The sequence below is a fragment of the Streptomyces sp. NPDC051172 genome (genome assembly GCF_040682555.1).
In the GTDB taxonomy this organism is placed as follows: domain Bacteria; phylum Actinomycetota; class Actinomycetes; order Streptomycetales; family Streptomycetaceae; genus Streptomyces.
On sequence record NZ_JBFBBE010000034.1, the window covers coordinates 2,685 to 23,777 of the forward strand.

The 21,093-nt window shown below is 68.2% G+C and carries 15 protein-coding genes, 4 pseudogenes and 1 riboswitch; of the genes and pseudogenes, 2 read left to right on the plus strand and 17 right to left on the minus strand.

What is annotated here, in order from left to right; genetic code table 11:
- Positions 1-407: 407 nt before the first annotated feature.
- From AB0N07_RS21515 to AB0N07_RS21585, 15 genes and pseudogenes are all read right to left on the minus strand, one after another.
- A complete protein-coding gene (locus AB0N07_RS21515) occupies positions 408-1,577 on the minus strand; it encodes a 2-oxo acid dehydrogenase subunit E2 (protein ID WP_365837319.1) in 1,170 nt (389 codons plus the stop codon).
- Positions 1,570-2,577, minus strand: coding sequence for a transketolase C-terminal domain-containing protein (locus AB0N07_RS21520; RefSeq protein WP_365837321.1), 1,008 nt, complete (start codon positions 2,575-2,577; stop codon positions 1,570-1,572). Before AB0N07_RS21520 ends, AB0N07_RS21515 begins: the two co-directional genes overlap by 8 nt.
- Positions 2,578-2,580: 3 nt before the next feature.
- Entirely contained in the window at positions 2,581-3,468 is an 888-nt protein-coding gene (locus tag AB0N07_RS21525; protein WP_365837449.1) for a thiamine pyrophosphate-dependent dehydrogenase E1 component subunit alpha, read from the minus strand.
- A 144-nt stretch (positions 3,469-3,612) separates the two neighbouring features.
- Positions 3,613-4,704: a C45 family peptidase gene (locus tag AB0N07_RS21530; RefSeq protein ID WP_365837323.1), complete on the minus strand. Its 1,092-nt coding sequence runs from the start codon at positions 4,702-4,704 to the stop codon at positions 3,613-3,615.
- Positions 4,701-5,315 carry a GNAT family N-acetyltransferase gene (locus tag AB0N07_RS21535; RefSeq protein ID WP_365837325.1) on the minus strand — a complete coding sequence of 205 codons (615 nt, stop codon included), beginning with the start codon at positions 5,313-5,315 and terminating at the stop codon, positions 4,701-4,703. The genes AB0N07_RS21530 and AB0N07_RS21535 overlap by 4 nt, the downstream gene beginning before the upstream one ends.
- Before the next feature lies 1 nt (position 5,316).
- Complete coding sequence (locus AB0N07_RS21540; protein ID WP_365837327.1) at positions 5,317-5,577, minus strand: acyl carrier protein; 261 nt, start codon at positions 5,575-5,577, stop codon at positions 5,317-5,319.
- Positions 5,567-7,105, minus strand: a complete 1,539-nt coding sequence (locus AB0N07_RS21545) for an AMP-binding protein (RefSeq protein ID WP_365837329.1) — start codon at positions 7,103-7,105, stop codon at positions 5,567-5,569. The genes AB0N07_RS21540 and AB0N07_RS21545 overlap by 11 nt, the downstream gene beginning before the upstream one ends.
- Positions 7,102-9,117, minus strand: coding sequence for a class I tRNA ligase family protein (locus tag AB0N07_RS21550; RefSeq protein WP_365837331.1), 2,016 nt, complete (start codon positions 9,115-9,117; stop codon positions 7,102-7,104). The genes AB0N07_RS21545 and AB0N07_RS21550 overlap by 4 nt, the downstream gene beginning before the upstream one ends.
- On the minus strand, positions 9,114-10,190 hold the full coding sequence (locus AB0N07_RS21555) for an FAD-binding oxidoreductase (RefSeq protein ID WP_365837333.1): 1,077 nt from the start codon (positions 10,188-10,190) through the stop codon (positions 9,114-9,116). The genes AB0N07_RS21550 and AB0N07_RS21555 overlap by 4 nt, the downstream gene beginning before the upstream one ends.
- 3 nt (positions 10,191-10,193) lie before the next feature.
- A complete protein-coding gene (locus AB0N07_RS21560; RefSeq protein ID WP_365837335.1) occupies positions 10,194-11,489 on the minus strand; it encodes a SidA/IucD/PvdA family monooxygenase in 1,296 nt (431 codons plus the stop codon).
- A 110-nt stretch (positions 11,490-11,599) separates the two neighbouring features.
- Positions 11,600-12,835, minus strand: a complete 1,236-nt coding sequence (locus AB0N07_RS21565) for an acyl-CoA dehydrogenase family protein (protein ID WP_365837337.1) — start codon at positions 12,833-12,835, stop codon at positions 11,600-11,602.
- Between the two features lie 270 nt (positions 12,836-13,105).
- Positions 13,106-14,023 (minus strand): 3-oxoacyl-ACP synthase, encoded by a 918-nt coding sequence (locus AB0N07_RS21570; RefSeq protein WP_365837339.1) that lies wholly within the window; start codon positions 14,021-14,023, stop codon positions 13,106-13,108.
- A gap of 345 nt (positions 14,024-14,368) precedes the next feature.
- The gene (locus AB0N07_RS21575; RefSeq protein WP_365837341.1) at positions 14,369-14,791 is read right to left on the minus strand and encodes an acyl carrier protein; all 423 of its coding nucleotides are present in this window, start codon (positions 14,789-14,791) and stop codon (positions 14,369-14,371) included.
- 221 nt (positions 14,792-15,012) lie between these two features.
- Positions 15,013-15,151, minus strand: a pseudogene (locus AB0N07_RS21580) (DNA-binding response regulator); the annotation flags it as partial.
- 111 nt (positions 15,152-15,262) lie between these two features.
- A pseudogene (locus tag AB0N07_RS21585) lies at positions 15,263-15,859 on the minus strand (potassium-transporting ATPase subunit C); the annotation flags it as partial.
- 649 nt (positions 15,860-16,508) lie between these two features.
- Between AB0N07_RS21585 and AB0N07_RS21590 the strand changes: the two are divergent.
- Positions 16,509-17,588 (plus strand): annotated as a pseudogene (locus tag AB0N07_RS21590) (amino acid transporter); the annotation flags it as partial.
- Between the two features lie 148 nt (positions 17,589-17,736).
- Here the strand turns inward: AB0N07_RS21590 and AB0N07_RS21595 are convergent.
- Both AB0N07_RS21595 and AB0N07_RS21600 read right to left on the minus strand, forming a co-directional pair.
- Positions 17,737-18,609, minus strand: coding sequence for an MBL fold metallo-hydrolase (locus AB0N07_RS21595; RefSeq protein ID WP_365837343.1), 873 nt, complete (start codon positions 18,607-18,609; stop codon positions 17,737-17,739).
- A gap of 12 nt (positions 18,610-18,621) precedes the next feature.
- A riboswitch (guanidine-III (ykkC-III) riboswitch) is annotated at positions 18,622-18,691 on the minus strand.
- 63 nt (positions 18,692-18,754) lie between these two features.
- Complete coding sequence (locus AB0N07_RS21600) at positions 18,755-19,585, minus strand: maleylpyruvate isomerase family mycothiol-dependent enzyme (RefSeq protein ID WP_365837345.1); 831 nt, start codon at positions 19,583-19,585, stop codon at positions 18,755-18,757.
- A gap of 877 nt (positions 19,586-20,462) precedes the next feature.
- Between AB0N07_RS21600 and AB0N07_RS21605 the strand changes: the two are divergent.
- Positions 20,463-20,881 (plus strand): annotated as a pseudogene (locus AB0N07_RS21605) (p-hydroxycinnamoyl-CoA synthetase); the annotation flags it as partial.
- Positions 20,882-21,093: the final 212 nt, after the last annotated feature.

Below are 21,093 nucleotides of genomic sequence, written 5' to 3' on the forward strand. Positions count from 1 at the left end.
GGGTGCCGCGCCCCCGCCGGCCGCGTGGTTCCGCGCCCGGGCGCCCCCCCCCCCCCACGGCCGTTTCCATATCGGTTCGAGGTGGGTGGCGGGCCGCGTGTCGGCGCGCTGAGCAGAGCGGAGCTCGTGCAGGACGAGGGTTCTCACGCCAAATCGTCTGAACCGGAGCTCCGTTGCTGGTTGAGTCTGCCATCCCCGAGGCCGGGTTGTCCGCGATCGAAGACCGGGTACCGGCGCCGGCCGCCGGGGCGGTGGTGGCCGGGACACGGTCGTCGGGCGTCCCGGCGAGCGCCGCGCCGAGGTGGGACAGGATCGGGTCGGCGGTGCAGTTGTTTGGTGGGCGGTTGCGCAGCCCGTGGAGGTCCACCGGGGCGTCGAAGAGCGGCAGTGGCTTCGTCGTCCGCCCGTCAGCCCGCGAGCCGGGCGATGGCGTCGGCGGTCTCCAAGTCCTGCTTCACCGCGGTGAGGAAGCCGACCGCGTCGCGGCCGTTGAGATAGCGGTGGTCGTAGGTGGCCGCGACCGTGGTGACCGGCCTGGCGAACGGCTTGCCGTCCTCGGTCAGCGCGACTTCGCTCCGCTCGGCACACAAGGTCACGACGCAGGTGCGGCCCGGATGGACGATCGGCGCGGCCAGGATGATGTCCGGATCGTTGTGCAGCGAGAGGGTGATGGCCTCGTCGGCGAACGCGTCCTCGCGGAAGTTCTGCCGCAGGGCGCTGACTCGGAAGTCCATGAGGTCGTCGGTCAGGTCACCGATCGGACGGCGGGCGGCGTCCTTGAGCACCGGGATGAACAGCCCGGTCCCGACGTCGACGGTGACCCCTACGTTGGCGGCCGACGCGAGGGTGAGGGTGTGGTCCGCACCGGACGTGGCGAAGAACAGCGGGAAGTCGGCGTGGCGAGCGGCAATGGCCTTGACCAGGAGCTCGACCAGGCCGTATGGGGCGCGGCCGCGGGTGGCGCGGAACGCTGTCAGGTCGACCGTGATCGCGGCGAAGGCGGCCGGGATTGTGCGGTGCGCCTCGCTGACGACGGCGGCCACCGCGCGCTGGCGCGGGCTGAGGCTGACGACGACGGCGTCCGCGGACGCCGCGGACTCCCCAGCCGCCACGGACGCCGTCCCCCGGTCCATGAGCCCCTGGTCGATGAGCCGCTGGACGTCGGAGGCTTTCACCACCCGCTTGCCGAGCGTGCGCAGTTGCTCGGTCCGGACGCCGTGATCCTGGGCGAGGGTGCGCGCGGCGTCGCTGAGGATCGGGTCCGGGCCGCCATCGTGGTCCTCGCCCTCACCCTCGGGTGCGGTGGTCACGACGGCGGCCGCCAGGTAGTCGTCCCTTTCCCGGCGGCTGTCGAACAGGAGCCCCACGGGCCGCCCGAACGCGCAGTGCGCTCCGGCATCGACGAGCCGGTGAAGGATGCCGTCCGCGTCCGCGACGAGTTCCTCCAGGGCCTTGGCAGTCTCTACCTCGGCGACGACCGCGTCCGCGGACACCGCGGAGCCGTCGTCGACCGTCCAGCCGACCAGGACGCAGCCCTCGTCGTTGTTGTTGAACTTCGGCAGCAGCAGTTCACGCATGCAACGCCTCCCGGATGGCACGGTGGATGTCAGAAGCTTGGGGGAGCACGGTCTGTTCCAGGTGTGCGGCGGTCGGGATCACCTCGGCCTCGGCACTGCACAGCACGACCGGGCGCCGCAGCCGGCCCCACAGCCGCTCATAGACGCGCGCGGCGACCTCCGAGCCCCAGGTGCCGCCGGCGGCGCAGTCCTCGACCAGGCACACGACCTCGGCGCCGGCCAGGGCGGGCAGCAGTGGCTCCACGTCGAACGGGTACAATCGGGTCGGAACGATCACCTCGCAGGTGATCTCGTGCTCGGCGAACAGCGTCCCGGCCGCCGCCAGCGCCCGCCGGGACACGCCGCCGGGCACAATGATCACGCAGTCGGCCGCGTCGTCGCCGTCCGACGTCCGCAGCCGTGCCGGGCCGCCGGCTCCGAACGGGAAGTCGGCGACGAACGGCCCGTCGGTCCCCGGCTCGTGCATCGGCTGCGTGTAGAGCACCTTGTCCTCGAACAGGACGGCCGGCTCGCCACCGGCGAGCAGTCCGGCCAGCAGCGCCGTACTGTCGTGGAACGGCGAGATCTCGTGCACCGACAGGTGCGGCACGCCGATGAAGTGCTTCTGCAGGCTCTGGCTGTGGGTCGGGCCGTACCCGCGCCGCCCGCCGGTGGGACAGCGCACGATCACCGGGACCTCGACGCGGCGGCCGTACATCGCGACCGATTTGGCCGCGAAGTTGACGATCTGATCGAAGGCCAAGGTGGCGAAGTCGCCGAACATGATCTCGACGATGGCGCGCCCGCCGGACAGCGCCAGCCCGTTGGCCACGCCCACCAGCGACTGCTCACTGATGGGCGTGCTCATGACCCGGTCGGGGTAGCCCGACGACAGCCCTTTGGTGATCTTGAAGGCGCCGCCGTACGGATCGGCGACGTCCTCCCCCAGCAGGAACAGCTCGGGGTCGGCGGCGAAGGCCGCGTGCAGAGCACGGTTCAGGTTCTCAGCGACACGCTCCACGGCTCAGCCCCTCTCCCACACCGAGGCCGGACGGGCCAGGACCCGGTCCACGGCCTCGGCGATCCGCGTCCGCTGCTCGTCCTCGACCTTGGCGAACAGGTCGGGGTCCAGCCGCCGATAGGCGTCGTGCCAGTCGTGCTCCCGCTCGGCGGCGACCTCGGCGGCGGAGCGCGTGTCGTCGCCCTTGCTGTGCGGGCCGAGGCGGTGGGTCGCGAACTCCACGACGGCCGGCCCGCCGCCGGTGCGCATCCGCTCCACCACCGGTGCCAGGCGCTCGCGGATCGCGGCGACATCGCTTCCGGTCACGGACACATGGGCGATTCCGAACGCCGCGGCCCGCCCGGCGATGTCGCCGGCCATGGCGCTCGCGGTCGGCGTGGTCTGCGCGATGCCGTTGTTCTCCACGACCACCAGCAGCGGCAGCCGCCACAGCGCGGCCAGGTTCAACGCCTCGTAAACGGCGCCCTCGCCCCAGGTGCCGTCGCCGATGTAGGCCACGGCGATCCCGGCCCGGCCGGTGCGCTGGAACCACAAGGCCGTGCCCACGGCCACCGGCAGGCTCTCGCCCTGCACCCCGGTGGACAGGTAGGTGCCCCGGAAGATGTGCTGGCTGCCGCCGACGCCCGAACAGACGGCCCCCTCGCGGCCGGTCATCTCGGCCAGCAGGCCCTCGGGGTCGTCGAAGCGGGCCAGGTAGTGCCCGTGGCCGCGGTGGTTGCTGAACACGAAGTCGTCCGGGGCCAGCAGCGGCCCCAAGGCCACCGGCACGTACTCCTGGCCGAGGCAGGTGTGCGTGGTGCCATTCAGCAGCCCGCGCGCGAACAGGTCCAGGACGGTCTGCTCGAAGTACCTGATCATCAGCAGGCTGGAGAGGTCGTCGACGTCGATCATCGTCGTACGCTGATCATCGTGGTTCACAAGGACGACGGATCGCCCGTTCTCGTCATCGAGCACGTTCATGTTGCCGCCCGTCGGAGTTCGAAAAGATCAAGATGAGCTCGCATGAGTCAGATGGGTTCGCATAGCGGCCGAGGATCACGTGGCAGTCGGTTCCGGAGTGCCGGCAGTGCAGCAGTCCGGGTCCGCAAAGGTGAACTCCCCGGTGACAGATGTGGCGGGATCACCCGGCCTGATGTACAACCGGCCGCTCCCCGGCAATGCGACGGCAGCAGCGACGGTGCGCTCGTACCGGATGTCACCCGTTCCGACAACTCGGATGGGAGGGAGCGAGAGCAAGGCGAAATGCTCCTCCACCCCCGCGGCCGGTGCCATCGCGGCGAGACCGGCGCGGCACGCCTCCAACCTTCGGCGTGAGGAGTTCCGCGCGAAGACGTTGATCTCGTCGAAGGGTTCGAACTCGGGGTGGAGGAAGTGGTTGGTGTGCTCGGCCTGTTGGGCTTCGAGGCACCGGAACCTGCCGTCCAGAGCCTCCACCCAGACCGCTTTGCCCGCGTCGCAGAGCATGAACGACCGTGAGCTGGCGAGCGGGAGACCGCGGAGGCACTCGACCGCCTCGTCGACGGTGGCAGCGGAGTCCAGCACGTGGCGTATGGCCAGGTACGGCGGGACTCCCGGTTTCCAGTCGCCGCCGAGGACCAGGTTGAGGCCCACGGCCAGGCCGTCGCTGTTGACCCCGAGATAGCCGAGCAGGCCCGCGAAACTGAGCACCAGGGCCCGGCGCGGGGACCCTGTGAGCCGGACGTCGAGGACGCTGATCTGATCGTCCAGGTCGCCGTTGAGGTCCACGGTCTGGGCCAGGACCGGATGGGAACCGGCCTTCGCGTAGGTGGTGCAGTCGCCTCGCGCCGGGATCTTCCGGTAGCCCAGGATCTCCCGGCGCAGTTGCAGCAGCAGCGCCTGGTCGCGGTGGATTCCGACCCCGTCGGCGAGTCCGGTGATCTCCTCGGCCAGCCGTGGCAGCTCTGCCGTGATCACCTTGTCGAACGCGGACAGCACCGGTTCGAGACCGGCCGTCGTGACCGGTTCGTCCAGAAGCAGGTTGAGGCGGCAGAGCGAGTCGCCGACGAAGCCGCGCAGCGGACCGGCGAGAGCTGTCCCGTGCTGCCGGCCGACCTCATATGGGTCGCCACAGAGATGCAGGTGGGCGACGCCCGCTCCGCCGGTCACACCGCCATGCCCTGACGGGTCACCTTCGCGTTGGTGGCCAGCTCGTCCTTGAGCCACGACCACTCACCGCGCAACACGCTGTAGTAGACAGCGTCCCGGCGCCTGCCGCCCGGCATCGGGTTGAAGCTGCGAAGGACGCCCTCCTCCAGGGCGCCGATGTTGCGCAGGCCCGCTCGGGCCTGCGCGTTGAGCTGGTCCGTCTTGAACTCCACGCGCTCGGCGCCCAGGTTCTCGAAGGCGTGCTCGAGCAGGAGGTACTTGGCCCAGCGGTTGATGCCGCGGCCCTGGAAGTCGACGCCCAACCAGGACCAGCCGATCTCCAGGCGCGAGTCCGCCTCGGAGAGGTTGCCGAAGCTCATGCTCCCCGCGCAGCGCCCCGTCGTCTTGTCGGTGATGTGGAAGACCACACGCCTGCCTGCCGCGTGGTCAGCGACCATGCCCTGGAAAAAGGCGTCGAAGTCCTCCTCCGTCTCGACCAGGCTCACGAAGTAGCGCCAGATCATGGGGTCCATCGCGATGTCGTGGATCGACTCACGGTCCTCGGGACTGATCGGACGCAGCCTCACGTGGTCGTTCTCCAGCGTGGCCGGGGCCAGCTCTGCCCAACTCACTCTAAGCAGCCTTTCCCGTGTAGCGCGTCAGGGTGTCGACGACGTCGTGGAGGGTGCGCATCTCGGCGACGTCGCGTTCGGTCAGATGCGCGAGGTCGACCGCGAGGTCCTCGCAGAGCCGGGTCAGGAACAGGACCTTCTGCAGCGAGGTCAGTCCGTAGTCGGTCAACGCGACGTCCGGGTCGATCCCGTGCGGATCCGCGGCCGGTTGGAGCGCGGCCGACAGGTTCTCCCGCGCGGTGGTCTCGATGTCACTGGGCATGGATACCGTCCTGGTTGTTCGTGATCTCCGACTGGAAGGCAGCGAAAATGGCCTGTCGTTTCGGCTTGAACTGCGAAGTGAGCATTCCGTTGGCGATACTGGGCCGCGGGCTCGCGACCACGACCTTGCGAATCTGTTCGTCATGGCCGAACGAGGCGTTGGTGCGGGCCAGTTGATCGGCGATCGCCTTGAGGTCGGCCGTGTCGGAGGAAGGCGAGACCACCGCCACCAGTGACGTCTGCGCGGGGCAGAACACCACACACTCCTCGATCGCCGGACTCGTCCGCATGTGCTCCTCGATCGGCCGGACGATCACCTTCTTGCCGTTTCCGAGCACGATGACGTCGTCGGCGCGCCCTTGGACGAACAGGAAGCCGTCCTCGTCCACGTAACCGAGGTCGCCGGTGCGTACCACCCCGTCCGCGACGAACATCCGCTCGGAGTCGCCGGGCTCGGCGAACTCGTAGCGCTGGTTCACCGGATGCTCGCTTCGTACCAGGATCACGCCGTCCTCGTCGAACAGCACCTCCTTCCCCCGCAGCACCCTCCCCACGCTGCCCTCCCTGTGGGCACCGGGATGGTTCTTGCTGACGATGCACGTCTCGTTCAGTCCGTAGCCCTCATAGATGGGAAGGCCCGCGTCGGCGAGGTAGCGCAGCACCTCACCGTCCGCCGGCGCTGATCCCGTCCACAGGTAGCGGATCCGGTCGCCGAACAGCCGCCGCGCGGCCGCGCGGCGAGCCGCCTCCGGCGCGACGCCGTCCGCGCGAGCGGCATCCTGACTGATCTGCTGCCTGGCGGCCTCGAAGAACGCCGGTACGCCCATCACCACGGTCGGCCGGGCCGTTCCCAGTGCGGCGAAGGCCGCCTCGTACGTGGTGACGGTCGCGTCGTGGCCGAAGCAGAGGGCGGAGTAGAGCCAGTACCGCTGCTGCAGCAGCGACAGCGGAAGGAAGACGAAGAGATTGTCGTCGCCCCGGTGCTCGAAGATCTCCTGCACGGCCTGCATCGACGCGTCGATACTGCCGGCCGTGGCCCCGAGTCCCTTCGGCGCACCGGTGCTGCCGGAGGTGAACTTGATCGTCGTCACCTCCTCGGGCTCGTACACGACGGGTCCGGGCTGCTCCGGCCATGACTGCCTCGCGGCCTCGGTGACTTCAGTGAAGGTTCGGACGGTCGCGGACGCGTCCGCCGGTACGTCCCGGTCGGTGAACAGAACCGTGAGCCCGTAGCGTGCCACCAGCTCTCCGGCATCGGTGAACTTGCCCGGCTCGAAACCTGCGACCACAACCTTGAGCCGCAGCGCGGCAAGGTCCAACAGAACCCATTCCAGGCTGTTGGCCGCCAGGATTCCGATGCGGTCCCCGGACTCGACGCCGAGGCTCCGGAGGTAGGCGGCGACATGGCCCGACTGTTCGTACAGTTCGGTCAGGTCCAGCGTCCTGAGACTGCCGAGCCGGATGAAGGAGATCCGGTGGCCGGGAGCCGGCGGCCCCGCCACCAAGCGGTTGATCACGGAGTCCGTCATTCCGCAACTCCCTCGGCGGGCGACCAGTCCGACGGCAGGGCCTCGAAGTAGGACTGTTGTTCAAGGCCGATGCGGGTGCCGGGCGCGACCAGCTCGACCTGGGAAGGCCAGGACGAGAGGTCGGTCTTCCCCAGCGCCTGGGCGAGCCGGGCGGCGAATCGAGGCATGATCGGCGTGGCCGCGCGGGCCAACAGTTGTGCCGCGGCCAGTTCCAGCGCGATGGCCGTTCGGGCCTCGTCCTGCCAACCGGCGATCAGCGCGGTCCGTGCCTCTGCTTCAGCGAACCGCCGAGTGTCGACGACGATCCCGTCCAGTTCAGCGGCTGCACGGTTCAGCGAGAATCCGTCCTGCCCGAAGCTGTCGGCGACAGCGGCGAGCCGTACTCCCAGGCGGTTGAGGAACGCCGTGTGCTCAGGAGTCCAGACACCGGCGTCGGGGGCGATCCCGCCGTACTGCCCGGCGACCCGTGCGCCCAGGTCGTTCAGCCAAGCCTGCCAGCCGTCCACCAGGACCCGCTGCACGGTCTCCGTGTATGCCTCGAGTTCGAAGTTCGTCCGTCGCCGCTCCGGACGCGTGAGAGACAGGTAGTAGCGCACCGCGTCCACGGTCTGCGGTCGCAGGATCTGCTTGCCCCAGATGGCATGGCGCCTGCTGGTGGAGAACTTGCCGTCCTCCAACAGGTAGAACTCATTGACGTGGTAGTCGATATCGGGATTCCACTGCGGGTACGCCAACCGGTAGAGAGCCGGGTAGAGCACGGCGTGGTAGAAGCTGTTGTCGTAGCCGAAGAAGTGTACGAACTTCCAGTCCTGCTCGGGAGTCACGGCTTGCCAGTCGCGGCCGAGACGGCCGCCGAGGGCCTCGATGCCGTGGAGAAAGCCGTAGGACATCTCGGGCCAGACCCAGATCACCTGCCCGTCCACTGTCGTATCCGCGGGCGCGACGCCCCAGTGCGAAGGGTGGGTCACGGGTATGTCGAGCCTGGTACGCGCGAACACCCGGTCCGCCAGTTCGCGGAGTCGGGCGGGGACCCGACCGAGACGGTGGTGATCTGCGACCTCGCTGCCGAACTCGTGGAGGGGCAGGACGAAGCGTGAGACAGGTTGCTGCTTCGGCGGCGCCTGCGACCGGCTGCTGCGCGGGTTGACCAGGTCGACGCAGACGTTCGGTTCGCCGCACTCCTCGCAGATGTTGCCGCTGGTGCCGCCCCCGCATCCGGGACAACCGCCCGAGACGTCCACCTCGTAGAGGTAGGCGTCCGTCTCGGCGTCCACCAGGGCATCCGTCTGCTGGACGGTGACCGCCCCCGAGTCGACCAGCTTCGAGAAGTATCTCCGTAGACCGTCCCGGTAGCCGGGGTCCTCGTTGGTCACCGTGTACTGGTCGACCTCGATGTCCATCAGACGGAGCGTCGCGGCGATCTCGGCACTGTAGTGCTCGGCGGTACGCGCCGGTTCGCGCCCCTCACGGCGGGCGCACTCGACCACGTAGCTCTGGAAGTCGTCGCTCCCGGTGAGGTGCCACACCTCAGTGCCCTGCATGCGTTGGAACCGGACGTAGGCGTCTGCTCCCAGGTAGGGACCGGACAGGTGACCGAGGTGGAGGTCGCCGTTGGGAGTGGGCGGGGTCGAGAAGACGAAGACCGGCCTCTCGTGGAACCGGCGGCGCGTACCGCCTGCCGCGGCGGCCTGGGCGGCGCGCACTGGGTCGCGCCAGTACAGGTCGAAGAAGACCAGGTCGACGTCTCCGTCGTTCTCGACGACGTGTGTCTCGAAGGGCTCGAACTGGCACACCGTTCCCGGCTCCACCCGGATACGCCGACCGTCGAAAGCCACCCATCCGGTTCCGGCGACGACGACGAACATCTCGATCTCGTCGTGCTGGTGTGGATCGGAGATGACACCCGGAGCGACCCGACCCCAGCCGGCTCCGGCACTCATCTTCTCCACGGAGCTCATCTCGATGCCGAATGCCTGGTGCAGTTCCTCAGCGGAGAAGACGCTCACGTTCATTGCTGGCCCCCTTGGTCGGAAACGTTCTCAACGGCTCTACGGAGCAGGTGCGCCGCCTCCGCGGCGATGGCGGGTGCGAGCCTGTAGCCGGAGCCGTTGGCGGCACCCGCGAACACCAGTCGGCTCTCCTCGTCCAGAGCGCGTACCAGCGGCTCACGGTCTGGGCTGTACGCGTCGCAGAACACCCTTCCGCTGCGGGCGGAGTCGGCCAGACGGGGGGCGCGGCTGATCAGCACCTCGCGGGCCTCAGCCAGGTCCGACGGGGAGACGCTTCCGGCGAGCCGGTCGGGGTCGACGTCCCAGACCTGACTGGTGTAGCTGAAGAGCCAGCGCCTCTGCTCGTGCAGCGGGAGCAGGAATGCGTCCTCGTCGTGGAAGACGACGACTCCGTCCTCGGGCGCGGGCGGCTGTTCGATGTGCAGCGCGACGACCTTCTTCACCCTGACACCCAGGGGGGTGAGCCGTTCCCGCCAGGCTGGTGCGGCCAGCCACGGACCGGGCGCGAGCACGACCGAGTCGGCCGTGACGCGTTCTCCTGTGCCGAGCACGAGTTCGTAGCCGCTCCCGGCCCGGTCCAGGGAATCGACGCAGACCCCTTCCCTGAAACTCGTCCGCGGCCGCAGAGACCGGGCCAACGCTCGGGTCAACGCCCCGACATCGGCGTACTGGCAGCCCTCGCCCGTCCAAGCCGCCGTGTCGTCCGAAAGTGGTGGCAGCCAGTCCGGCAACGCGTCCACGCGGGACAGCCCGGCCTCGTCAAGATAGGCCGTCTCCACCTGGTCCACAGTGGCACGGCCGGACACCACCAGCATGGGAACCGGATGAATGGGCAACGCCGGATCAGCGTCGAGCAGGGCCCTGTAGTAGGCCTGGCTGTAGCCGGCCATGCGGCGGACACGCTCCGTCGCGCCACGAGGGAAGTGCAGACCTGCCGACCGGCGACTGGCTCCGGCCCCGACGGCATCTTGTTCGAGCACCAACACGGAAGCGTGCGGAGCCCGAAGCACCAGTTCCCGCGCGATCGTGCACCCGATGATTCCGCCACCGACGACTGCGAAGTCAACATGCGTCATGGCTCATCCCACGCTCTCGTCCGGGCTGAGCTTCGCCGACCATTCGAGGAACGAAGGAACCGTGTCGTCGCTGCGCACACATCGAACGCGGTCGATGATCCGCTGGCTCCGCCAGGCAAGCAGGCTGAGGTTCTTGTCCGCCAGTCCGCGCTGTCGCAGAGCCGCGTTCTGGAGGAAGATGCTTCGGTTCGAAGGGCCGTCCCACATCACGGCGAAATCACTGTCGATGCGGTACTCGTCGCCCTCACGCTCGAGTCGGTTGGCGATCGGCGCGAGGAAGTCGGGCGCAGCGGTGCGGAACCCGGTCGCCCAGACGACTACGTCGGCGTCGACCTGCCCGAGGACCGCCGGATGGTTGCTGTTGGACAGCTTCAACGACCACGCGTTGTCGGAGGCGGAGACCGCGATCACGTTCCGGTTCGGGTACAGCGAGACCAGGTCGGTGTTGCCGTGGATGAACCGCTCGGCGTAGATGCGCTGATAGATCTCGCGGAGTGTGCCCTCGGAGATGCCGTCACTGGTGAGGACGTGCTCCTGGTTGAACGATTCCCGCGTCCCCTGGTCCAGCCTGGCGAAGTAGTCCGAGTAGCCGGGCATGTAGAAGTCGTTGGTGAAGGGCGAGTCGTCGATGGGGTAGAAGTTGCGGCGGCGTGACACCCACGAGACCCGGCGCGGTCGCTCAGTGGACGGACGCGAGATGAGGTCGAGGAACGCCTCGGCGCCCGACTGGCCTCCGCCGACCACGCAGACCCTCTTCCCCGCCAAGCCGCGGCTGAGAGGCACGAATTCACTGACGTGGAACTGAGTGCGGCCGAGGTGGTCACGGGCTTCCGCCGGCACCCAGGCATTGCTGCCGATGCCGATCGACACGTTGTTCGCCGTGACGGTGCGCCGGTTGGTGCGCAGGACGAATACGCCGTCGAAGTCGACGGAGACGACCTCCTCTCCGAATACCACGTTCTGGTTGCGCCGGCTGGCCCATTCCAGGTAGTTGCGGAACTCCTGCCGCGGCACCGCGCTGAACTGAGCATTGATGAAGTGGTAGATCCGCCCTTTGTCCTTCAGGTAGGACAGGAACGAAAAGGGACTGGTGGGGTCCGAAAGACTCACCAGATCCTTGAAGATGGACACCTGGAGGGTGGCATCGGGGATCTGCTGTCCATCATGCCAACTGAACGCCTCACGCCTCTCGAGGAAGAGGTTCGGCAGCCCCGAACTACCGTGCAAAAGAGATGCAAGACTCAGATTCGCAGGGCCGACGCCTACGCCGACACACTCGTAGTGCTGTTCGTCATTCATGGTTCTCCCCGTGTATGCGTCGGCTTGTCTTTCCGCACCCGGCAGCCAGGGTGAGCCAAGAGCACGGGGACGGATCTGCCCGCGTCACTGATGCGACCGGGGAGGACAAGTCAGCGTTCCACTCGACTTGCACTGCTTCCGGATGCTGCTCGGGATCGGCCCACGAGCGGCCGTCGTCCCAGCGCGTCCGCGATGATCAGCTTCTGGACCTCGGACGCTCCCTCGTAGATCCTCAGGGACCTGACCTGCCGGTACAAGCGCTCGGGGACGCTGTCGGCAACCAGGCCGGCAGCCCCGTGGACCTGGACAGCACTGTCGACGATCTCCTGTGCGGCCTCAGTGGCGGCCACCTTGGCGATACTCGAGTGCTTCGCATAGCCGGGATTTCCTTGGTCGAGCTCCCACGCAGCCCGCGCGACCAACAGCGCGGAAGCGTTGAGCTTCACCTCCATGTCGGCGAGCGCACCCTTCACAAGCTGAAGGTCCATCAGCCTGCCGCCGTGGATCCGCCGTTCACGGGCCTGCTGGACTGCCGAGTCGAGAGCGCGCCGCGCAAACCCCACCGCGGCCGCCCCCACCGTCATCCGGAATCGCTCCAGCAGGTCCGTCGCGACCACGAACCCCTGTCCGGGGCGTCCGAGCACGCTCGATTCGGGGACCAGGCAGTCTTCGAAGGCCAGGTGTCCGAACGAGCGCGGAGCAACCAGCCGCACCTCCTCCAGCACCCGGACTCCAGGCGTGCGCGCCGGCACCAGAAATGCCGTGAGCCCCAGCGCACCGGGTCCCCCGCCCGTCCGGGCGATCACGCAGTGCAGATCCGCGATGCCGGCATTGGCGATCCAGGCCTTGCGGCCGTTCAACAGATAGCCGTCGGACACTCGGTCGGCAGTCAGACCGATTGCGGATATGTCGGAGCCGGCCTCCTTCTCCGAGATCGCGAACGATCCCGCCGTCTCACCCGACGCCATTCGCGGCAGATACTCCAGCTGCTGCTGACTGTTTCCGTATTGGACGATCGGGGTCGCCGACAGCGCTTGGATGGAGAAGGCGAAGTCCGCCAGATCGTCGGCGTACGCAAGGATCTCCCTGGCCAGGCAGATCGAGCGGTGGTCACCGGCGGCGGACCCGTTCGCGGGATCGAGGAATCCCAGCCATCCGGCGGAGCCGAGCCCGCTCAGGATCTCTTTGCCGGCCTTCTCCGGGGTCTGCTCCAAAGGACGTGACCACAGGCCGGCGTGGCCGGCGCACCAGTCGGCGAGTTCCACGGCCAACGTGCGGTGCTGCTGCTCGTAGAACGGCAACGCCAGGATGTCCTCATCGAGACCACTGAGCAGCCCGTAAGTCATGTCGCCCTTTCAGATCCGCAGGTCAGCATCGGTCGAGACGGCCGCGAGCCCGGCGGCACCTTGATCAGGCGATGCTCGATGAAAGTTACGCGTCCGAGGCGCAGCCCCGCCAGATTCGCCGCCCTCTCGCGGCATCACGCCGCTGTCGGCGCTTCGTTTGTCGTCTTCGCCATGAGCCCGCTGCGATATGTCGGCCGACGCCTGTCTCGCCAGCGAGACAACGCCGCCCGCCGACCATTCCGATGATGCCGGTTCGAGTGCTTTCGAGTGTTAACGCGTCTGCTTGCGGAGCAGAACCCCGTACCGTACTCCTGGAACCGAGGCGGCCAGCAGGTAGTGCCCGTTGTCGCGAATGCCACCGGCTGCCGCGAGGTCCGTCAGGTTGATGATCGGGTCAGCGGCAAAGCAGTGGCCTACTCTCGCGATGTTGTCCGTGTACAACTGCGCTGCGGTAAATCCCGCCTGAAGCTCTTTCATGACGATGATGGCTTCGAAGATATTGGTGTGCATGAGGATGTCGACCTGGTCGATTCCCATGGCTGCACGTTTCATCAGCTGCGCGTTCACGCGGCGGGAGAGGTCCGGACTGATCTCGTTCGACCATTCCAGATCCTTCATCTCGTGCGCTGCCGCACTTGCGACGATCTCGTACTCCCCGTCGGTGTCCGACACCAGCACACCGGCCGCGCCATCGCTGAACAGGGCGAACTTGGCCAGTCTTTCCGCCTCGGCAGTGACTCTGTCGGTGGTGATGACCAGGACCCGCCGATGGATTCCGGCAGCTACGAAGGCCTGCGCGACTCGCAGGCCCGCCAGCAGGTTCGTGCATCGGTCGAGCGTGATGCCGAGGAAGTCGGTCTCACACGTTCCCAACCCCTCCGAGATGGTCCGCACGAAACTGCCGTGGCTGTCCGGGCCCCCTGGAAAACTGGTGCAGCACAGCACCAGTGCGTCGACGGAGGAGGGGTCGACGCCGGCGGCGCGGAGCGTCGCCCTGCCCGCCTCGACCGCCAGGTCCTCCAGCGACTTGTGGCTCCGGTGCGCATGGCCCCAGCCCCAGACCTCCGGGGCATACGGCACCCCTAGTTCACCGGCACGCGCCTGCAGATCCGGGATCTCGGTATGGTGCGACGCGATCTCCCCCAGCACGTACTGCGGTCCGCTCAGGAAGACAGAGGAGGAACTCATCGAGGCTCCACAACGGGATGTGTATTCGGTCGGTCAAGTTACGGCGGTGGCCGGCTCGGTCTCGGCACCGGCACCGGCACCGGCACCGGCCGCCGGTTCGTCCGGCCGGGCGCGACCTTGAAGGCGACCCTCTGAGCAAGAAGAAGGTGCCGCCCACGAACAGCTGCACGCCCCAGCCCGACGAGCCCGCCACCGGTCGACGGCCCGGCGCATTCTGCGAACGACTCCGTGGTGCCCAGCTTCGCCAGGAGGAAGACCTACGAACCTTCACCGGTAGAGCCTCGATCACCGCACGGGTCGTGCGCCGGCACGAACGATGGACGGTCCCTGTCGGGGAGGCCGGGCTCAGTCCGCGGGCGTTGCCTCGGATCGGGGTCCGAGTCCGGCCGCCAGGCGCTCCATCCCCGCGTCGTCCAGGCCGTCGAGGCTCGCCAGCAGCTGCGCGGCCGCCTCCGGAGAGGCATCGTCGAGGTCTGCCCCGGCGGGTCCGCCGGCCACCGGTCCGGCAGCGAACGCGGCGACAGACCCACCTTCCGCCCGCACCCGCGCCGTCAGACCATCCAGGGTGAGGTCCAGCAGCTCGCCGGCCGGGATGTCCACACCGAGGTCGGTCCGCATCCGGCTCCACAGCTCGATGGCCGCGAGCGAGTCGAACCCGAGTGAGACCAACGGGACGTCGCAGCTGAACGGACTGGTCAGTCGCGCCCGGATCAGCCCGTCGAGATAACCGCGGACGGCCAGGAGGCTGTCGCCGTTGCCGATCGTCACCTGCCCGCCGCCTCTCCGCCGCGACTCATCGGCCAACTCCCTGATCCTCGAACTGGGTTCGCCATGACTCTCCTGTGCAAACAATCCGACACTCGACATCCGAACGGCGGCCGACACCACTTCGCCGCGGCACACGAATACCCTCGCAGGCCTCCCCATCCTGTGCCCGTCTCGCCGGCGAGACAACACCGCGCAGACCATTCCCGACCCGCTCCGCTCCAAGGCCGGCGGGTGGCCGCGAGCCCGAGGGCTGTCGCACCGTCCGGCGCTGCGTCCCACGCCGTACTGGCGTGCCTGCATGGTGATCACGAGGGCCCGGACGAGCTGCGGGTCGTCCTCGACCACCAACACCCTGGTCATCGGTGTACGCCTTTCGTGTCGCACTGGCGTACGTGCGGATGCGGCGGGAGCCGGCCGAGCCGGGATTCCTTCCCGGTCGCCGACTCCCGTCCGTCTCCATGGGTAACGCCATCAGCTCGTCTTCGCCACAAGGCCCTTGAGGGCGATGTTGAGTTCGAGGACGTTCACCCGGGGTTCGCCTATGAAGCCGAGGGTGCGGCCCTCGGTGTGGTCCTTGACCAGCTTGTCGACCTGGGCGATCGACAGGTTGTTCTTCTCGGCGATCCGGTGGACCTGAAGCTGGGCGTAGGCCGGGGAGATGTCCGGGTCCAGGCCGGAGCCGGAGGACGTGACCGCGTCGGCGGGGACCTCGGACGCCCTGACCGTGCAGCCGGGCACCGAGTTGTCCTTGATGACGGCCGCCTTGGCGTCCTTGACCTGCTGGATCAGGGTCTTGTTGTCGGCGGAGAGGTTCGTGGCACCGGACAGGATCAGCTTGTACCGGGTGTTGACGCTGTTGGCGCCGAGGCCGTTGGCCGGGCGACCCTGGAACCACTTCAGGTCCGGGGCCGGGGTCTGCTGGCCCTTCCTCAGCGGCAGGTTGTACGACTGCCCGGTCAGGGACGAGCCGACGACCTTGCCGTCCGACTTGATCTCCGAGCCGTTCGCCTTGTTGTGGAACAGCGCCTGGGCGACGCCGGTGACGACCAGCGGGTAGATGACGCCGGTCCGTTGACGGCTCCCTTACGGCGGTCCGCACACCTTTGACCCGACTCATACGGCACCTGCGCCGACCTGTGGCAAGGAGCCGTCGGCGGGTGTCGGACCACGGTGCATGGCTCTGAGGGCGTCAAGAAGCACAGGTGGCCGTCAGAGACGCGTCAAAGTGTGCCGATCACCTTCTCCGGATCTCTGTCGACCGGGGCTCCGGCCGGCTCGCCATGCGGCGCGCTGCCCTGTGGCCGGCCGCGGCGGGTCTGCTGTTGTCGCCTCGGACGCGGCCCGCTTCCGTCTGCGGGCCATGGCGGGCCGCACCGACGGCGACGTCGAATCGGCGACAGACGTCCTCGTCCCCTGGACGGGCGCGGCCCGGCAGGCCATCGCCTCGACCCGCTGGGCGGCCCCTCACACCCTTGGCCGGGCGGGACCCGTTCGAAGAGGGTTTCGCCCGGTCCGCGCAGGCGCAAGGAGAAGCGTCCGGTGAACGATTTCCCCCATCCGCTGTATGCCTTGACCTGCCCCGACCGCTCCTAACGCAGTCTTGACGCCGATGGATCATTCTCCCGTGGGCCCGCGCTTCACTCTCTGCCTACGCTGGTGCCGCCGTCCGCGTGATGGCCGGAATCCACACGCTGAGCAGCACATCAGGAGCACACCGATGGCCACGACCGGACACCTCTCTGCCAGTCGCCTGCGCGCCTGGATGCTGGAGGGGCTGTCCGACATGGGCAGGAGCGGCGGCCACACAGGTCCCCACGCCCAGCCCGAACCCCCGCACAAGGGGCAGCGCTGGTGGCGGGTGATGTGCCTGACCGGCGTCGACTACTTCTCGACCCTCGGCTACCAGCCGGGCATCGCCGCCCTGGCGGCCGGCCTGCTGTCGCCGATCGCGACCATCGTGCTGGTCATCGTCACCCTGGTCGGCGCCCTGCCGATCTACCGCCGAGTGGCCGAGGAGAGCCCGCACGGCGAAGGCTCCATCGCCATGCTGGAGCGGCTGCTGTCGTTCTGGAAGGGCAAGCTGTTCGTCCTGACCCTGCTCGGCTTCGCCGCCACCGACTTCCTGATCACCATCACCCTGTCGGCCGCGGACGCCTCGACCCACCTCGTCGAGAACCCGCACCTGAACAGCGCGCTGCACGACAAGCAGATGCTGATCACCCTCATCCTGGTCGCCCTGCTCGGCGCGGTGTTCCTCAAGGGCTTCCTGGAGGCGGTCGGCGTCGCGGTCGTCCTGGTCGGCGTCTACCTCGCGTTGAACGTCGTCGTGGTGTGCGTCGGCTTCTGGCACGTTGTCAGCGCCGGGCACGTGGTCACCGACTGGACCAGCGCGCTGACCGCGGAGCACGGCAACGTCTTCGTCATGATCGGCGTCTCCCTGCTGGTCTTCCCCAAGCTCGCGCTCGGCCTCTCCGGCTTCGAGACCGGTGTCGCCGTGATGCCGCACGTCCGGGGCGACGCGACGGACACCGAGGAGCGGCCGACCGGCCGGATCCGGGACACCAAGAAGCTGCTCACCACGGCCGCTCTGATCATGAGCGCCTTCCTGATCACCACCAGCTTCATCACGACGGTGCTGATCCCGGAGAAGGAGTTCAAGTCGGGCGGCCAGGCCAACGGACGCGCCCTCGCCTATCTCGCGCACCAGTATCTGGGCGGCGCCTTCGGCACGGTCTACGACGTCTCGACCATCGCCATCCTGTGGTTCGCCGGCGCCTCCGCGATGGCCGGCCTGCTGCGGTCGCTGGAGTTGCGGCTGAGCGCACGCTGGTTTGCCGAGCGCCATCAGCGTATCGCCGCGGCTCCGCCCACCGCTCGTCATGGGCGCCAGGACGCCGACACGGAGATCGGGGACCTGTGCCGAGGCACTGACGAGGGGGAACTGTTCAAGTTGCCATGGGCCGGAGAATGAAGTCGGCGAACGCGCGTCGAGCGGGTTCAGGCCCGACTTCGTCCAGGGCCGCGCGCACGGCGTGCAGGTGGGCCGGGGTCATCTCCAGCGGGGGTTCGTCCGGCTGGTACGTGGTGCGGACCGGGTAGTCGACGCCGGGCTCGCGGGTCATCTCGATGTGGCAGCCCAGTACGTGGGTGACGGCACGGCGGTCGGCGAATGCGATCAGCCGGTCAATGGTCCGTGAGAAGGCCGGCCAGTCCTCGATGTACAGCCGTCCGCGGTAGACGGTGTCTCCGGTCAGCAGGAATCCGGTCCACGGGTCGTAGAAAGTGATGGCTGCGGCGTCATGGCCTGGGGTCGCGAGAGCTTCCAGCACCCGCCCGCCGAGGTCGAGGGGCCGTACCGCCTCCGGGTCGTCGGCCAACCCGAAGTACGTCCAGGACGCATCCCGATCGGCTCCGACCACGATCGTGTCCGGTCGGTCGAGGAACTGGCTGTCTCCCGCGACATGATCGCCGTGTGAGTGCGTGTGGAGTACGAGAAGGCCATAGGAGTCGCGGGGGTTGTGCGCCAGCCACGTCTCGACAAGGTCATCGACAGTCCGGCGCACCGGAAAGAATTCGGGTGACGCCGTGGCACCCGTGTCGATCAGGACCGCCTGGCGATTGCCGAACAACAGGTACAGGAACGGGGCCTCGTAGTTGATGGCCTTGTTCTGTCTGAGCAACACCGTGTGGTCGTCGTACCAGTGCACTTGAAGATCGGGGTCGGTGTTGTGCTTGGCCGACGGTGACCCGTGAATCCAGTCGACGCCCAGGGGCTTTGCGCTGAACTTCCGGACATCTGGTTCGCCCGTACCGGACACGATGCCTCCCGAAGTGCGTCGTCTTGGCGGGCCGGGTACGTCGCACAGCTCGTCCGGGAAGACACGCGGCTTGCGGCTCCAGCAGGGACGCTAGCACCGGACATTGTGTACGGGGTGTACGAGCGAGCAGCTGCCCGGTGGCGGATCAGGGCGCGGTGAACAGCGTCGGGAAGCGGGGCGCGAGCCAGGGTTTGCGTCCCCAGGCAACGACCTGTCCCCGCCCGATGGCCCGCCACGGGTTGCGGCGGCCCAGCGCGATGAGGAGGAAGGCCACGGGCTCGATCAGGATGGTGCAGTCGGGACGTCTTGGGGGCGCCGGGGTCACGTGCACGGCGCCGTCGTCCAGGCTGACGCCGAACGCCGTGCCGCCCCGGAGGCGGATGGCGTAGCGGACGGTCAGGCCGGCGATGGCCGCCGTGTCGACGACGCGTGGCATGACCGAGAGCATGAACGGCATGCACAGCCCGACACGGTCGCGGTCGATCATGTGCGGGCGGTTCAGGGCGCGAGCGAGGTCGTAGCCGTGGCCCAGCATGTGTGTGAGCAGGTAGGACGCGAGAACGTGCCGGTCCATGGGACCCAGCGGCGTGACGAGTGCGGGTGCGCTCTCGTCGCTCGCGGCTCGATCCGCGGCGTCGAGGAACGCGGCGGCCTGCTCGGCGATCAACGACGCCAGCGGCTGTGCCCGGCGCTCTGCGAACACGGTGAGGGACTGTGCGTTGGCGGCGGCCAGACTCTGCGGCGTGCCGTCGCCGTAGGGGCGTGCGTGTCCGGAGGCGAGGTCGGCCATCAGCTCGTTGGCCAGTGCCAGATGGGCGGCGGCCTCACCGACCGTCCACTGCGAATCCGGCACGGGAACGGTCGTGTCGGAGGCGTCTTTCAACAGTCTGGCGATGTCAGCGGCAGTCTGCCGTATCGCTCCTGCGAGCCCTTGGGGCAGTGGCCCCTGGATGTCCTGCTGCGCCGTAGGCTGCACGCTGCCCGTTCCCTCCCGCCGATCGCGCCCCTCGCGTATCCGGCGCGCCGTACCCAATCAAATTGGGGGACGCGCGACAAGCCGTCGTACCTGATCGGGAGTGCCGGAGCCCTGACAGTCGCTCCCCGGCGTCTGGCCCCCTCGCCCGGCGTATGCGCGGTGGCCCGCGGCTGCGTGGCGTGCGGATGAGGCAGCCGCTACGCCGCAGGACGTCCAGTGGAGACACGTGTCGATGAGATCACCGACGGCATCCGGAATTGTGGGCAGAGCCATTCTCAAGGAGCCCTGTCAGTGTCCTGGCCAGCCTGATCTGCCCGGAATCCCAGCCCCGCCGAGGAGCACGTCAAGGCGAAGGGGACGGAGGCCACGCTCGACTACGCGGGCGCAGTGCAGCGCGACGAACCTCTGCCGGCATGGTGTCGGCGCCAGTGACGTCTTTGACCACGGCGAGGTCGAGTTCGGCGGCACGTTCCCACATGTACGTCTGCTGCTCAGGGGTCAGGCCCAGCGCCTCGTCAGAGGCGATGAGTTGGAGGGCGGCGGCTAGCGGCACCGCGTTGCGATCTGGCTCCGCCGCAAACACGGCGTCCCCAGCAGCCAGTTGAGGAGATTCTGTGACCAGGGATGGAGGTTCGCCGATGGCGGCCCTGTGTGCCTCGGCGCATCCAGCGTCATGATCGAACGCTACCGCTACCACTACCGCTACCGCGGAGCCAGGATTCCAACTCCGAAGACCATCGAAACGGCAGCCGACGAAGGCTGACCACTGGGCAGGACACGTGGAAAGCCGGATGCGTGGCCAACCGCACGTCCGGTTCGGCTCGGCGGTCCAGGGAAACGGAACGGCAGCAATGCCGTCACCGCGCCCTGGGCCGACCGCACCGATGTCGCACCGGGCGAGGTCGGGCGAGGTCGGGCGAGGTGATCATCGAGGGCCTCAACGTGATGAAGGGCTACTGGCAGTGGCCCGAAGCGACCAAGGACGCCTTCGTCGAAGGAAGTTGGTTCCGCTCCGGGGACGCGGCCACCGTCGACGAGGAGGGATGCGCGGTGATCGGCGTACCCGACGAACGATGGGGCGAAGTGGGCAGAGCGCTGGTCGTGCCCCGCGCGGGCTCCGACGTGTCGCCCGACGACATCATGGACTCCCTGTCCGGCCGACTCGCCAAGTACAAGCTCCCCAAGTCGGTCGTCCTCGTCGACGCCCTGCCCCGCAACGCCACCGGCAAGATCCTCAAGGCCCGCCTGCGCAGCCGGTACGACTCAATGCCGGCCCGCGGCGCCGAGGAGGCATGAGGTTCGCAGACGAGCATCTCCAGCGCCTCACCGAGACCAGCGCAGCCCCGAAACTCCCCGCGCCCCCCAAGCCCAGACCCGCAGACCTGGAGCCATTCCTCCACGGCTGGAGCCCGTATGGCCCCCGCCCCTTTATCTTGGCGCATGCTCGGCGCACGTTCTGATGGGCCGTCAGGCGCCTGTTTTTTGCAGGTGACGGACGGTCATCCGGT